The organism is Micromonospora inositola (genome assembly GCF_900090285.1).
GTDB lineage: Bacteria > Actinomycetota > Actinomycetes > Mycobacteriales > Micromonosporaceae > Micromonospora > Micromonospora inositola.
In genome coordinates this window covers 636402-649823 of record NZ_LT607754.1, presented here as the reverse complement: position 1 = coordinate 649823, position 13422 = coordinate 636402, and the positions used below count along the sequence as shown (strand labels likewise).

14 protein-coding genes are annotated in these 13422 nt (G+C 75.0%); 8 read left to right on the top strand and 6 right to left on the bottom strand.

Going from position 1 to position 13422, the window contains the following annotated elements; translation table 11 throughout:
- Positions 1-3: 3 nt before the first annotated feature.
- The 5 genes from GA0070613_RS03035 (at position 4) to GA0070613_RS03015 (ending at position 4204) form a co-directional block, all read left to right on the top strand.
- Positions 4-597: a pentapeptide repeat-containing protein gene (locus GA0070613_RS03035; RefSeq protein WP_089010882.1), complete on the top strand. Its 594-nt coding sequence runs from the start codon at positions 4-6 to the stop codon at positions 595-597.
- Positions 598-709: 112 nt separating this feature from the next.
- Positions 710-1936, top strand: a complete 1227-nt coding sequence (locus tag GA0070613_RS03030; protein ID WP_089015711.1) for a hypothetical protein — start codon at positions 710-712, stop codon at positions 1934-1936.
- Positions 1937-2066: 130 nt separating this feature from the next.
- The gene (locus GA0070613_RS03025) at positions 2067-2966 is read left to right on the top strand and encodes a hypothetical protein (protein ID WP_231929647.1); all 900 of its coding nucleotides are present in this window, start codon (positions 2067-2069) and stop codon (positions 2964-2966) included.
- Positions 2967-3042: 76 nt separating this feature from the next.
- The gene (locus tag GA0070613_RS03020) at positions 3043-3480 is read left to right on the top strand and encodes a nitroreductase family deazaflavin-dependent oxidoreductase (RefSeq protein WP_089010881.1); all 438 of its coding nucleotides are present in this window, start codon (positions 3043-3045) and stop codon (positions 3478-3480) included.
- 442 nt (positions 3481-3922) lie between these two features.
- A complete protein-coding gene (locus tag GA0070613_RS03015; RefSeq protein WP_089010880.1) occupies positions 3923-4204 on the top strand; it encodes an adhesin in 282 nt (93 codons plus the stop codon).
- A gap of 10 nt (positions 4205-4214) precedes the next feature.
- Here the strand turns inward: GA0070613_RS03015 and GA0070613_RS03010 are convergent, their stop codons facing one another.
- The 4 genes from GA0070613_RS03010 to GA0070613_RS02995 form a co-directional block, all read right to left on the bottom strand.
- Positions 4215-5318, bottom strand: coding sequence for a beta family protein (locus tag GA0070613_RS03010; protein ID WP_172875746.1), 1104 nt, complete (start codon positions 5316-5318; stop codon positions 4215-4217).
- A 200-nt stretch (positions 5319-5518) separates the two neighbouring features.
- The gene (locus GA0070613_RS03005) at positions 5519-5971 is read right to left on the bottom strand and encodes a PepSY domain-containing protein (RefSeq protein WP_231929646.1); all 453 of its coding nucleotides are present in this window, start codon (positions 5969-5971) and stop codon (positions 5519-5521) included.
- A 78-nt stretch (positions 5972-6049) separates the two neighbouring features.
- On the bottom strand, positions 6050-7327 hold the full coding sequence (locus GA0070613_RS03000) for a sensor histidine kinase (RefSeq protein WP_089010879.1): 1278 nt from the start codon (positions 7325-7327) through the stop codon (positions 6050-6052).
- On the bottom strand, positions 7324-8019 hold the full coding sequence (locus tag GA0070613_RS02995) for a response regulator transcription factor (RefSeq protein ID WP_089010878.1): 696 nt from the start codon (positions 8017-8019) through the stop codon (positions 7324-7326). Before GA0070613_RS02995 ends, GA0070613_RS03000 begins: the two co-directional genes overlap by 4 nt.
- A gap of 103 nt (positions 8020-8122) precedes the next feature.
- On the opposite strand from GA0070613_RS02995, the gene GA0070613_RS02990 reads away from it, so the two are divergent.
- The 3 genes from GA0070613_RS02990 to GA0070613_RS02980 all read left to right on the top strand — a co-directional run bounded on the left by GA0070613_RS02990 (position 8123) and on the right by GA0070613_RS02980 (position 11093).
- Complete coding sequence (locus GA0070613_RS02990) at positions 8123-8599, top strand: septum formation initiator (protein WP_089010877.1); 477 nt, start codon at positions 8123-8125, stop codon at positions 8597-8599.
- A 274-nt stretch (positions 8600-8873) separates the two neighbouring features.
- Positions 8874-9266 (top strand): cupin domain-containing protein, encoded by a 393-nt coding sequence (locus GA0070613_RS02985; RefSeq protein WP_089015707.1) that lies wholly within the window; start codon positions 8874-8876, stop codon positions 9264-9266.
- 42 nt (positions 9267-9308) lie between these two features.
- On the top strand, positions 9309-11093 hold the full coding sequence (locus GA0070613_RS02980) for a glycoside hydrolase family 15 protein (protein WP_089010876.1): 1785 nt from the start codon (positions 9309-9311) through the stop codon (positions 11091-11093).
- Between the two features lie 46 nt (positions 11094-11139).
- On the opposite strand, the gene GA0070613_RS02975 is transcribed toward GA0070613_RS02980, so the two are convergent.
- Together GA0070613_RS02975 and GA0070613_RS02970 are read right to left on the bottom strand one after the other, a co-directional pair.
- On the bottom strand, positions 11140-12327 hold the full coding sequence (locus tag GA0070613_RS02975; RefSeq protein WP_089010875.1) for a threonine synthase: 1188 nt from the start codon (positions 12325-12327) through the stop codon (positions 11140-11142).
- A gap of 8 nt (positions 12328-12335) precedes the next feature.
- Complete coding sequence (locus GA0070613_RS02970) at positions 12336-13376, bottom strand: DNA polymerase ligase N-terminal domain-containing protein (protein ID WP_089015706.1); 1041 nt, start codon at positions 13374-13376, stop codon at positions 12336-12338.
- Positions 13377-13422: the final 46 nt, after the last annotated feature.

The window sequence follows — 13422 nt, the reverse complement described above, 5'->3', positions numbered from 1 at the left end:
CCGATGGCTGAGCCCACCGAGGACGTCACCTACCGCCACGAGGACTGGTACGCCGAAGAGCTGGGCGACCGGCACTTCGTCCGCTGCTCGTTCTTCCACGTCGACCTCACCGAGGCGGTCAGCCAGGGGGCGGTCTTCACCGAGTGCGTCTTCGGCAACGTGGCGTTCAACGCCTCCCGGCACACCGACTCCGCCTTCACCCGCTGCACGTTCAAGCGGTGCAACCTCTTCGAGGCCGAGTTCACCGGCTGCAAGCTGGTCGGCAGCAGCTTCGACCAGTGCGACCTGCGCCCGCTGCGGATCAGCGGCGGCGACTGGTCCTTCGTCGCGCTGCCGGGCGCGGACCTGCGCGGGGTGAGCGTCACCGACGTACGGATGCGCGAGGCCGACCTGACCGGCGCGAACCTGACCGGCGCGACGGTCACCGGCGTCGACCTGTCCGGCGCCCAGCTGCACGCCTCCCGGCTCTCCGGCGCGGACCTGCGGGGCAGCGACCTGACCTCGCTGGACCCGACCACGGTGGAGCGGGCCGGCGCGATCGTCGACGCCGAGCAGACGATCGTGCTGGCGCAGGCGCTCGGCTTCCAGATCCGCTGATCGGGAAATTGCGTACGGACGGACAGCTTCTCGACGATCGAGTCGTGTGACATCCTCCGTGCGGCGGGTCACCGGCGGTGACCCCCGACGCCGGTGGCCGAGGGAGGGGTCGGTGGCAGAGGAGGAACTCACCCAGACCGGTATCCGGGTCGGGCGCTGGCTGCCCGCCGTACCGGGCGATCCCGCGCGGGCACCGGATCCGGCGGCCGTCCCGCGACGGTTCCCCGACGACGGGTTTCCGTCCGACCAGCCGGCCGCCGACCCGATCCCGGACCGGGCCGGGCGCGAAGCCGTCCAGCTCTATGCCCGTCAGCCGGACGCCGGTTGGCCCGGTGCCGGGCCGGTGCCCGCTCCGCCGGTCGCATGGGCCGCCTCCCCGCCGCCGGCCGATCCGGCCGTCGCCACCCCGCCTGCTGCTGCGGTCTCGCCGGCCGTGGCGACCCCGCCGGCGGACGGACCGCCGTCGGCGGCGGCGGGTGGCATGGCGGCGCGGCCGGCCAACGTGCGCGGTCCGGCCACGGACCGGCGGCGCGCGGCCGTGGACGGTGCGCCGGCCGGACCGGCCACCCGGGTCGGCGCGGCCCGGGTCCGGCGCCGCCGCCGCCGGGCCGTGCAGGGCGCCGCCGTCGTGGCCGCCGCGGTGCTGCTGCTGGTGTACGCCGGGTGGGGCCCACGGTCGGACCGCGGCCGTCGGATGCCCGCCGCGGTGCCGGCCCCGCCGACGGCCGCGACCTCCTCGGCGGCGCCGGCGGCGGCGCGCACGACCGTGCCGGTCACCGGGGCCCCGGCCTTTCCGGGCGGGCCGCTGCTCTCCGTGGACGAGGAGCACGTGCCGGCGATGGTGGACCTGACCGCCCTCGGCGCCCGGGACTGGATCCACTGGGGGATGAACGGCGGCGACACCGTGCAGCGCAAGCAGGCCGGGACCGGCGAGATCAGCGACCCGGGCGGCGAACGGCTCCAGCACGGCGCGAGCGTCGCGGGCTTCGGCTGGACGGACGGGACGCCGGCCGGGCGACAGGACGGCACTCGGTACGGCGTCTTCCAGCGCGGTGCCGGGAAGGCCTTCTCCCTGGCGGTGGCCGGCAGCGGGGACCTGCGCACGGTCCGGTTCTTCGCCGGTACGTTCTCGGCGGGCGCCCGCCTGGAGCTGCGGCTCTCGGGCGGGGGCGGGGTCGCCACCCGGGAGGTTCCCCAGGTCACCGGCGACCGCTTCGTCGAGTACGTCATCCACTTCCGGGCCCCACGTGGCACCCGGCTGCTCGTCACCTGGCGGGCGCTCGGCGTGGCCGGCGGGGAGAACGACGGGGTGAGCATGGAGGCGCTGACGGTCAGCTGACCGCTTCAGCTACTGGTTGGTAACAAACTGGAAACGCACCGCCGTCCCCATATGGCGCATTCGCCCGGCCGATGAAACCGTGAAGCCCTTCACGCCCGCCCGTCCGGTGCGTGGGGGGAGCGGAGGTGCGGTGGCGGAGGAAGACCTCACTCGGTTCGGCGGCCGGGCGTCGTCCCCGTACGGGTGCCGGCCGAGCCGGTCGGCGCTCCGGCGGATCGCGCGGGTCCGGCAACGCCGCCGTTGGATCGTGGAGGCGCTGGCCGCGTTCGCCTGCCTGGCCGCCCTCGTCGCGTACCTCGGCGCCGAGCAGCACGCGGGGTCCCGCCAGGAGGAGAGCGGCGTCCGGCCGGGACCGGCGCCCGGGGCCGGGCGGCCGGCCGTACCGTCCACCCAGCGGCCCGGGGCCGACGCCGACGCCGCGTCGCCCGGGTTGCGGCCCCGGCAGCGGCCCCCGTCGCCGTCGCCGTCGCCGTCCCGGCCGGCCGTCGAGCCGGTCCTCACCGTCACCCAGGCCGACGTGCCGGCGCGCGTCGACCTCACCGCGGCCGGTCCGGTCGACTGGGTCCAATGGGGACTGCTCGGCGCGGACCGGGCCGTGCGCAAGCGCAACGGCTCCGGGGCGATCCGCGACGAGGGCGGGCGCGGCCGGCGGGAGAGCTACAGCAACAACCCCGAGGCGTACGCCTGGCGGGACGGCGCAACCGTCGGGTCCGCCAGCGGCACCACGTCCGGGGTCTACACCTGCGGCCGGGGCAACGGCTTCGTGCTCGCCGTGAACGCCGACGGCGAGCTGCGCACGGTGCGGCTCTACGCCGGCCTCTGGATGGCCCGGGGTCGCCTCGACCTGCGGCTCTCCACCGGCGGGCCGACCAGCACCCGGCGGCTGGAGGACCCGCACACCCAGCACACGGCCGAGTTCACCATCCGGTTCCGGGCGCCCCAGGGGGCGAAGCTGCTGGTGCACTGGACGGTGGAGGAGTCCCTCGGGGACTGCGGCAACGTCAGCGTGCAGGCGGTGGCGCTGCGCTGACGTCCGTTCGCCCGGTGCCGTCCGCGGCCCGGGAGTAGCGTGGGCGCGACGGCCGGCCGATGACCTGGAGGGACCCATGACGGCGAGCGAGCAGGTGCTGGACAGTCCGGAGGGGTGGGTCGCCGACCACATCCGCCGGTACGTCGAGACCGACGGCGCGGAGGGCCACGAGTGGCGTCCCGGCGTCTGGACCCTGCTGCTGACCACCCGAGGCCGGCGCAGCGGCAAGCTGCGGCGCACCGCGCTGATCTACGGCCGGGACGGCGACGCCTACCTGGTGGTCGCCTCCCAGGGTGGCGCGCCCGAGCACCCCGCCTGGTATCTCAACCTGCTCGCCGAGCCGGAGGTCCAGGTGCAGGTCGGTGCGGAGAGGTTCACCGCCCGGGCGCGGACCGCCACGCCGGAGGAGAAGCCCCGGATGTGGCGGACCATGACCGCGACCTGGCCGGCGTACGACGGGTACCAGACCAGGACCGACCGGGAGATCCCGGTGGTGGTGCTCGAACGGGTCTGACCTCGGGACAGTTTGTCCGTCGCGCGGCCACGGTGGCGTCGTAGCCTCCGGGTGTCCCGGTCCGACCATCCTCGGCGAACGCACCGCCGGTCCGCGCCCGCACCGGTCCGGCGCCTGACCGCCGACGCGGGCCCCATCCCACCCCCGCGGGAAGGGGCCCGCGTCGGTTCAGCAGGCGATCGGCACGGGATCTGGACCGGAAACCCCTGGTCACCACGCCGGATACCCGTTCCGGGCCGGATAACGCCCGCCGCTGCCACCACGGTGTCGACTGACTCCGCTCTATTTGACGGATGCCCGGTCAGGGTGCACCGTAGGCCATGAGGGGCGTTCAACCTGCCCTGGTTTGCACGGCGAAGACCGATTCGCCTTCCTGGGTGCGGGCCCGGCCCGCGCGGCCGCTGACCCGCCGCGATCCCGAACAGCCACGAGGAGTTCCGCCATGCTGACCATGACCGAAAACGCCACAATGGTGATCCGCGACCTCGCCGTCCAGCAGGACGTCGCCGACGACGGCGGGCTGCGCATCGCGGCCGACACCGACGCCGGCTCGCTCTCCATCGAGCTGGTGCCGCAGCCGATGCAGGGCGACCAGGTGGTCGACAACCAGGGGGCCCGGATCTTCCTCGACGCCGACGCCGCCGAGCTGCTCAACGAGACCTCCGTCGACGCGACCGTGGACGACGAGGGGATCGTGCAGTTCGGCTTCACCGAGAAGGAGTGACCCGGGCGGCTCAGCCCGCGCGGCGGGCCTCCCCGCCCCGGTGCGGCCGGCCGGACCGTCCCCGCTCGGGGGCGTCCTGGCCGGCGCCCCAGGGCCCGGGCCGCTGCCCCCGGTCCGGCCGAAGCAGCGTGCCCAGCACGTACGCCAGATGGTGCGACGTGCTCCACGCCGCCCAGTTGGTCGCCGAGCCGGCGCCCGCCCCGCGCCGGGCCCGGCGCAGGATCTCGTGGTCGCCCCAGGAGAAGGCCGCCCCGACCGCCGGCCAGTGCGGGGCCGCCACCAGCGTCCGGCACAGGTCGGCGAAGCGGTCGTCGCCCCGACCGCCCCGTCGGGACCAGCGGTAGACCCACCAGACCCCGTCGGCCGTGTAGCGCAGCGTCGGCAGCCGGTCGCCGGGGCCGTCCGCGCCGGGCATCGCGGAGCCGACCCCGTAGTCGCCGTATCCCACGCCCAGATCGGCCAGCCGCTGCCAGAGCTGCCAGTCGAAGCGGTCGAGGCGGACCGGTTCGTCGGTGGGAAGGCGGGCCAGGGTCGGCGGCATCCCCCCGGCCGCCACGGTGACCGAGCGCCAGGCGTGCCGCCCGGCCCAGCCCAGCAGCCGCCGGATCCGAAGCTCGGCCAGCCGCACGTCTGCCGGGCAGCAGACGTCGCCCGCGTCGACGAGCAGGTCGCACTGCTCCGGGACCAGCCGGGCGAGCCGCCAGACCCGCTCCACCGCGGTCGTCGTCGCGTCCGGGCCCGCCCGGTCCTGCCCGGTCCGCAGTCGGACCACCGCCCGCCGGGCGTACGCCCGCGCAGCCACGCCGTGCGCCACCAGCCGTCGGTCGCTCTCCGCCAGCCCGACCACCGGCACCAGGGGTACGCCCCAGCGGACCAGCTCGGTCTCCGGGACGTCCGGCAGGGCGGAGACGTCGACGGCAGGAAGCAGCCCGGTCGGCAGCCGGCCGACGAGGTCCACGGTGCACGGATCGACCGCGCAGACGTCGAGGACCGGAGCGAGCAGCGGAGCGGCGGCGTCGTCGAGATGGGCCAGTGCCTCCAGCTCACCTCGGCGACCCGTCAGAATGGGGCGGTAGACCGGTTCCGCCGCCCGGCCGCCGTGGGCGGGCACCATACTTCAGGGTAGCGAGACATCGGCGCCGGTCACAGGCTTTCGGCCTGGGACGCCCGTGCCGCCGCCCGAACCATCCGATCGGTGGGTGGGGCTGGCGCTGACCGGCGACAACCAACCCCCGACCGGGCTGCGCCGCACGCTGACCCGCTCCGGGGCCCGGGCAGAGGTGGTCTGGCCGGACTCCGGAAGCGATGGGTCATTCAGTCGTCCGTGCCGGTGCGGTCGCCGCCGTGGTCGTCGGCCGGCTCCCGCTCGATCTCGAGCACGGCGCCGTCGGCCCGGTCGACCTTGACCTCGTACGCGGTGCCGCCCTGGACAATCTTGACACTCCACACCGGACGGCGGTGCTCCTCCTCGGCCTCGATCTCCACGATCCGGCCGCCGCCGGCACGGGTGAGCGCGATCTCGCCGGCCTGCTTGCGGCTCACCGTGCCGCCGGCCCCGGAGGGGCCCGCGCTGCCGGTCGGGGTGGCGCCGCTGGGCGTCGCGTCGCCCGTCGGGTTGTCGTCGGCCGTCGGGCTGACCGTCGCGGCGGCGAGCGCGCTGCCGGGGGTCTCCCGTTCGACGGCGGTCACGCCGAGCGCGGCACCGGTGACCGCCAGCACGGCGGCCCCGCCGGCCGCTGCCAGGACCAGGGAAGTTCGTCGCATCATCTCCACCTCTCCTCGGTTGTCCTGTCGAGGATCGGTCCGCAGTGGATAGCGGCGCGCTGCCCGGGGGCTAAGCCCGGGTTAAGGCCGCGGCGGTCCGAGCCGGAGCAGCACAACCGCGCCACAGCCTGGCCCGGCCCGCAGCTCCAGCCGCCCGCCGCTGGTCCGGGCGGCCCGGTCGGCGATGTCGAGGCCGAGGCCGGTCGACCCGGCCTGGCTGGCACCCCGCAGTACCGCTCCGGTCGGCATCCCCGGGCCGGAGTCGGCAACGGTCAGCACGACCTGTCCCGCGTCCGGGGCGAGCCGTACGGTGAACGGCGTTCCGTCCGGCGTGTGCGCGAAGACGTTGCCCAGCAGCGCGTCCACCGCCGCGGCCAACTCGTCGGCGGCCACCCCTACGGGCAACGGGCCGTTGGCGAGGTCGAGGGTGACCGTACGGCCGGTGTCCTCGGCGAGCACCGACCAGAACGCGACGCGCTCGCCGACGACCGCGGCCGCATCAGAACCGGCCGTGCCGTCCGGCGCCGAGCTGCGCCAGCGGGCCTGCCGGATCAGGCCGGTGACGGCCCGTTCCAGGCCGTCCACCGCCGACGTCAGCCGGGCCGCGTCGGCCGGGTCGCGCAGCGACTCGGCCTCCAGCCGCAGCGCGGTCAACGGGGTGCGGAGCCGGTGCGACAGATCCGCCACCTGCTCGCGCTCGTCGCGCAGCAGCACCTGGATCCGTCCGGCCAGGTGGTTGAGCGCGCCGGCGACCTCCCGCAGCTCGGCCGGTCCGGCCGGGGCGACCCGGGCGTCGAGTTCGGCGTTGGCGAGCCGGTGGGAGACCCGGGACAGCTCGGTGATCGGCCGGACCAGCGTGCGGGCCAGCCGGTCGGCGACGACCAACCCGACCAGCACCAGGAGCACGCCGAGCAGCGCAAGCACCAGCCAGGCCCGGGTCACCCCGGCGGTGAGCTCCGACCGGGGGACCACGGTGCGGATCACCCTGGTCCCGTCCGAGCGGCCCTGGACGGCGATCACCACCTCCCGGCCGCCGTCCGACTCCGCGGTCAGGCTCTGCCCCCGGGCGGCGAGGGTCACCGCGGGCGTACGCGGCACGGGCGCGCCGAGCACGGTGCCGTCGGGCAGGAACACGCTGACCGGCCGTCCCGAGTCGGCGGCGAGCTGCTCGACGGTGAGCCGGATGGTGTCCGGGTCGGCCGTGCCGACCACCGGCGCCAGGCTCTGCGCGTCGGCGGTGGCCCGCACGGTCGCCCGGTCCGCGGCGACGGTGCGTACCAGTAGCGCCAGCGGCACCAGGAAGGCGGTCAGGATGAGCACGCTGACGGCGGCGGCGAGCAGCGCCAGGCGGCTCCTCACCGGTCGTCCCCGGGGGCCGCCAGCCGCACCCCGACGCCCCGGACGGTGTGCAGGTAGCGCGGGTCCTGAGCGCTCTCGCCCAGCTTGCGCCGCAGCCAGGACAGGTGCACGTCGACGGTCTTGTCGGCGCCGCCGTACGGGATCCGCCAGACCTCGGTGAGCAGTTCCCGCTTGGTGACCACCTGCCCCGGCCGACCGGCGAGGTGGTGCAGCAGGTCGAACTCGCGAGGGGTCAGCTCGACCGGGACTCCGTCCAGGCTCACCTGCCGGGACCGCGGGTCGATCCCCAGCCCGCCGACCACGAGCGTCGGGTCCCCGGCTCCGGCGCCGTCCGCCGACCGGCGCAGCACGGCCCGGGCCCGGGCGTCCAGCTGCGCCGCGGTGAACGGTTTCACCAGGTAGTCGTCGGCTCCGGCGTCGAGCATCCGGACGATCTCGGTCTCGTCGTCCCGGGCGGTGGCCACGATGACCGGCACCGAGCTGACCGCGCGCAGCATCCGTAGCAGCTCGCGACCGTCCAGGTCGGGTAGTCCCAGGTCGAGGACGACCAGGTCGGGCCGGTCGTCGAGCGCGTCGCGCAGCCCGGTCATCGCGGTCGAGGCCGCGGCCACCGCGTGGCCGCGCTCCCGCAGTGCCCGGATCAACGGAGTACGGATCGTCAGGTCGTCCTCGATGAGCAGTAGCCGGGCCACAGCAGGCAGGCTAACCCCGGTGGCCGTCCGGGCCGGTACCCGTTAACCCGCCCTTAGCGTTTCCCGGTGCCGGGCTCAACCTTTCGTCCGCGACACTTGGTGCATGGGCCGTCGTCCGATCCTCGCCGCCGTCGGGTGGTTGGCCACCACCGTCGCCGCCACGCTCGTCGGGCTGGGCGCGATCCGGCTGGTCGGGGAGGACATCACCGGCACTCCCGGCGGTGTACGCGCCCAGCACGAGGTCGAGCGCGCGCTCGCGTCGCCGGAGCCGGCACCCGTCGCGCCGACCGGCGACCCGACCGGGAGCCCGACAGCGACGGCCACCCGGACGCCGACCCGTGCTCCGGTCGAGGGCGGGGTCCGGCGGAGCTTCGCCACTCCGGGTGGCACCGCGGTGGTGGAGTGCGGGCCGCTGGGGGCACGCCTGGTCTCCTGGGCGCCGGCCCAGGGCTACCGGGTGAAGGACGTCGACCGGGGGCCGGACGACCACGTCGAGGTCCGGTTCGCCGGTCCCGAGGGTGAGCACGAGCTGAAGCTGCGCTGCGTCGGCGCGGAGCCGGTGGCCGTCGCCCACGATTGACGACGTCTGCCTAGCTCAGCGGGTGCGGGCGGTCGCACAGACGAGCGCACGGCGCCGCTCGACCTCAGTCGTAACGTCGCCGCGCTCGGCCGTCTCCCACCACCGCAGCCGTACGGCGGTACGACAGCGGGGACCTGGCTCGACCGGCCGTCCATGCACCGGTCTTGGCGCTCCAGATGCCCGTCGGGAGGGGATCCAAACCACGGATCAGTGGGGAATTCCACCATCTGCCAGTCCCGGCGTGGCCGCGGGCCCGACCGGGTATGTCGGCGCCATGGAGCATTTCACGATCGCGACCGTCGCCGAGAAGAGCCCGGACTTCCGCCGGGTGCTCTGGACCGGGGAGCACACCCAGCTGGTGATCATGACGATTCCACCCGGTGGGGAGATCGGCGAGGAGGTCCACGAGGACGTCGACCAGATCCTGACCTTCGTCAGCGGCACCGGCGAGGCCCGGGTGGCCGGCGAGAAGAAGGAGGTCGTCTCGGGGGACCTGGTGGTCGTACCGGCCGGCACGAAGCACAACTTCGTCAACACCGGCCCCAACCCGCTGGTCCTCTACACCGTCTACGGGCCGCCGGAGCACGCCGACCAGGCCGTGCACCGGACCAAGGAGGAGGCCGACGCGGCGGAGGCGGCCGGCCAGGACGAGCCGCCGACCGCCTGACCGGCCCGGCCTGAACGCCCCGGGTCCGGGTACCCAGGGCGGGTGCATCAGCCGGCGATCTCCGACTACGGATTCATCTCCGACTGCCGCTCCGGTGCCCTCGTCAGTCGGGACGGTTCGGTCGACTGGTGGTGCCCGGACCGGTTCGACTCGGCGTCGGTCTTCTGCCGGCTCCTCGACCCGGCCGGCGGGCACTGGCGGATCGCGCCGCTGGCCGCGAGCCGGGTGGAACGCGCGTACCGGCCGGACACCCTGGTGCTGCGGACCGTCCACCACACCCCGGAGGGCAGCGTCGCGGTCACCGACGCGCTCGCCGCCGAGCTGGGGGCCCGCGGCCACCAGCTGGGGATGAACTCACCGGCGGTGCTGCTGCGGGTGGTCGAAGGGCTGACCGGACGGGTGCGGATGCACCTGGACTTCGCCCCGCTCCCGGAGTACGGGCTGCTCACCCCGTACCTGCACGAGCAGCCGGACGGCGGGGTGCTGGCCACCACCGGGTCGGTGGCGCTGGTGCTGCGCGGGGACGGGCAGGTGCTGCGCGTCGACGGGGACCGGGTCGGGCACACCTTCGAGATCGCCGCCGGCCAGACGATCGGCTTCGACCTGGCGTACGCCCCGGTCTACGGCCCGCCGGCGGCCCGGTTGGACCCGGTCGCCACGCTCGCCGAGACGGCGCGGGCGTGGGAGGCCTACCGGGAGGCCCACCACTACGACGGCCAGTACATTCCGCAGGTCCGGCACAGCGCCACCGTGCTCACCGGCCTGACGTACGCCCGCAGCGGCGCGGTCGCCGCGGCCCCGACCACCTCGCTGCCCGAGCGCACGGGCGGCGACCGCAACTACGACTACCGCTACTCGTGGCTGCGCGACTTCTCGATGACCATGGACGCCCTCTGGGTGGCGGCCTGCCCGCACGAGGCGTCCCGGCTCTTCGCCTGGGCGGCCCGCTCCATCGGCCGGATCGGCGATGCGCCGGTGCCGGTGCTCTTCGGGCTGGAGGGGGAGCGGGACATCTCCGAGCACGCGTACCCGCACCTGCGCGGGCACGCGGAGAGCCGGCCGGTGCGGATCGGCAACGACGCCTGGCGGCAGCGGCAGCTCGACGTGCCCGGCGAGGTGTTGGCGGCGGTCTGGCGGCTGCACGACTACCTTGGTGAGACCTTCGACGAGGAGTTGCGGGAGATGGTGGTGGGCCTGGCCGAGCAGGTCGCCGCGATGTGGCGGCTGCCGGACCGGGGGATGTGGGAGACCCGGGACACCGAGCGGCACTACCTGTCGTCGAAGGTGCTCTGCTGGGTGGCGCTGGACCGGGCGGTGAAGCTGGCGCCCCGGCTCGGGGACCGGGCGGATCCGCGTCGCTGGGCGGCGATCCGGGACGAGATTCGGGCGACCGTGCTACGCGAGGGCTGGAACGACCGGATCGGCGCGTACACCGGGGCCTTCGGCTCGGCGGAGCTGGACGCCTCGGCGCTCTACCTGCCGGTGGTGCAGTTCCTGCCGGCGACCGACCCGCGGATGCGCTCCACCATCGAGATGGTGGAGCGTGAGCTGGGCACCGACGCCGGGCTGGTGCGGCGCTGGAACAACGACCCGGCCGGCTTCGTGCTCTGCTCGTTCTGGCTGGTGGAGTGCCTGGTGATGACGGGCCAGCGGGACCGGGCCCGGGCGCTGTTCGAGAAGGTGCTCGGACAGGCCAACGACGTTGGCCTGTTCGCCGAGCAGATCGACCTGCGCACCGGCGCCCAGCTCGGCAACACCCCGCAGGCGCTGTCGCACATCGGGCTGATCAACGCCGCCTGGCGGCTGACCGATCCCACCACCGCCTGAGCGGGCGGGCCCACGCGGACCGCACAGTCCGCGGGGCACCGGCGTCTCACAGCACCGGTACGCCCGACACGTCCACCGTCTCCGGGTACTTCAGCCCCGCGCCGGTGTTCAGCACCACCACCCGCTCGCCGGCCCGGATCCAGCCGCCGGCCCGCAGGTGGCGGGCCGCCGACAGGCAGGCCGCCCCCTCCGGGCAGAGCAGCAGCCCCTCCCGGGCGGCGAAGTCCCGCAGGTCGGCCAGGATCTCCGCGTCGTCCACCGCGATCGCCGTACCGCTGCTCTCCCGCAGCGCGTCCAGGATCAGCTCGTCGCCCAGCGGCGCCGGCACGGTGATGCCGAAGGCCACGGTGTGCGCGTCCGCCCACGGGGTGGCCCGCGGCTCCCCGGCGGCGAACGCCCGGACGATCGGCGCGCAGCCGGTGGACTGCACCGCCACCAGCCGGGGCAGTTTGTCCTCCACCCAGCCCAGCTCGCGCAGCTCGTGCAGCGCCTTGTGGATGCCGATCAGCCCGACCCCGCCTCCGGTCGGATAGATGATCACGTCGGGCACCTGCCAGCCGAACTGCTCGACGATCTCGTACCCCATGGTCTTCTTGCCTTCCAGGCGGTACGGCTCGCGCAGCGTGCCCGCGTCGAAGATCCGCCCGCCCGACTCGGCGACCAGGCCGGCGACCCACCGGCCGGCGTCGCTGATCAGCCCGTCGACCAGCCGCAGGTCGGCCCCGGCGGCCAGGCACTCCCGGCGGCAGATGGTCGGCGCGGACAGCGGCATGGCGATGGTCGCGCCCATCCCGGCGCGGGCCGCGTACGTCGCCCAGGCCGCCCCCGCGTTGCCGTTGGTCGGCATGGCGATCCGCTCGACGCCCAGCTCCCGGGCCCGGCTCACCCCCACCGCCGCGCCGCGCGCCTTGAACGACCCGGTCGGGGTGAGCCCCTCGTCCTTGACGATCAGGTCCGGGATGCCGATCTCCGCGCCGTACGCCGGGGCGCGCAGCAGCGGCGTCCAGCCCTCGCCCAGCGTGGTGACGAACCGGGCGTCGGCCACCGGCAGCAGCTCCCGGTAGCGCCAGAGGTCCGCCGGGCGGAGCCCGAACTGTTCCGGGGTCACCGAGGCGGCCACCGCGGCCAGGTCGTAGCGGGCCAGCAGCGGGGAGCCGCAGTCGCAGAGGTTCTGCAACTTGTCCGCCGGGTGCTCCGCACCGCAGCGCGGGCACTCCAGGTGCGTCAGGTGCACGGTGCTCCTCAGCTCGTGTCGATGCTCAGCCAGCGCCGGCTGCGCCGACCCGGCTCGTACGGGGAGTCGAGCCGCTTGGCCACCACCCCCGGGAGCCCCTGTTCACGGGCGGTCCGCAGGGCGTCCGCGCCGACACCCGGGAACCACGGCGGAGTCTGCCAGTGCGGGCCGGCGAGCGCCAGACCGTCGAGCAGCTCCCGGCGCTGCGCGTACGGCACGTCCGTGCTGGTCACGCCCTCCAGCCAGAGCAGGTCGAAGACCAGGAACTGGTCCTCCGGGCCGCCCTTCCCGCCGGTCGCCGGCCGGACCCGGCCCGCGCCGTCGATCCGGACCAGCACGCCGTCCAGCACCGCCTCCGTCGGCGCCAGTTCCTCGGCCAGCTCCCGCAGCCACGGGTAGCTGCCGGTGATCTCCTCGTCGGTCTCCGAGAGCAGGCGCAGCCGGCCGCCGGAGACGTACGCCATCACGCGCACGCCGTCCCAGCGCAGCTCGTACCCCCACTCGGCCTCGTTCTTCGGCAGCCTGCGGGCCGGCGTCGGGTGCATCGGGCGGACCAGTTCGGGCCTGCTCGTCCAGCCGGGCGGCGGGGGATCGGTGCGGCGGATCATCCAGTCCCGGCCGCCGGTCGCGAAGAGCACGTAGCGGCCCGTGGTCCGTTTCCCGTCGAGCACCACGATCACCTCGTCGTCGCGCCACTTCTCCGCGCGGTACGTCCCGGTGTCGTGGATGGTCATCTTCCCGCCGCCGTACTCGCCGGCCGGGATCTCGCCGTGGAAGGTGAGGTACTCCATCGGGTGGTCCTCGGTGTGCACGGCCAGGTGGTTGCGGCCGGGCTCGCGGGGCAGGCCGCGCGGCACCGCCCAGGAGGCCAGCACCCCCGCGTGCTCTAGCCGCAGGTCCCAGTGCAGCCGGCGGGCGTGGTGCTGCTGGATGACGAACCGGGCCTTGGCGCGGCCCGCCCGCGCCGGCTCCGGGGTCCGCTCCGGCACCGGTTCGGGGGTACGCTTCGCGTCCCTCCGCCGCCGGTACTCCTCCAGCCGGTCCGCCACCCCCGCATTCTGCGGCACCCCGGGGCCGATCGCAGGCCGCCGCCCG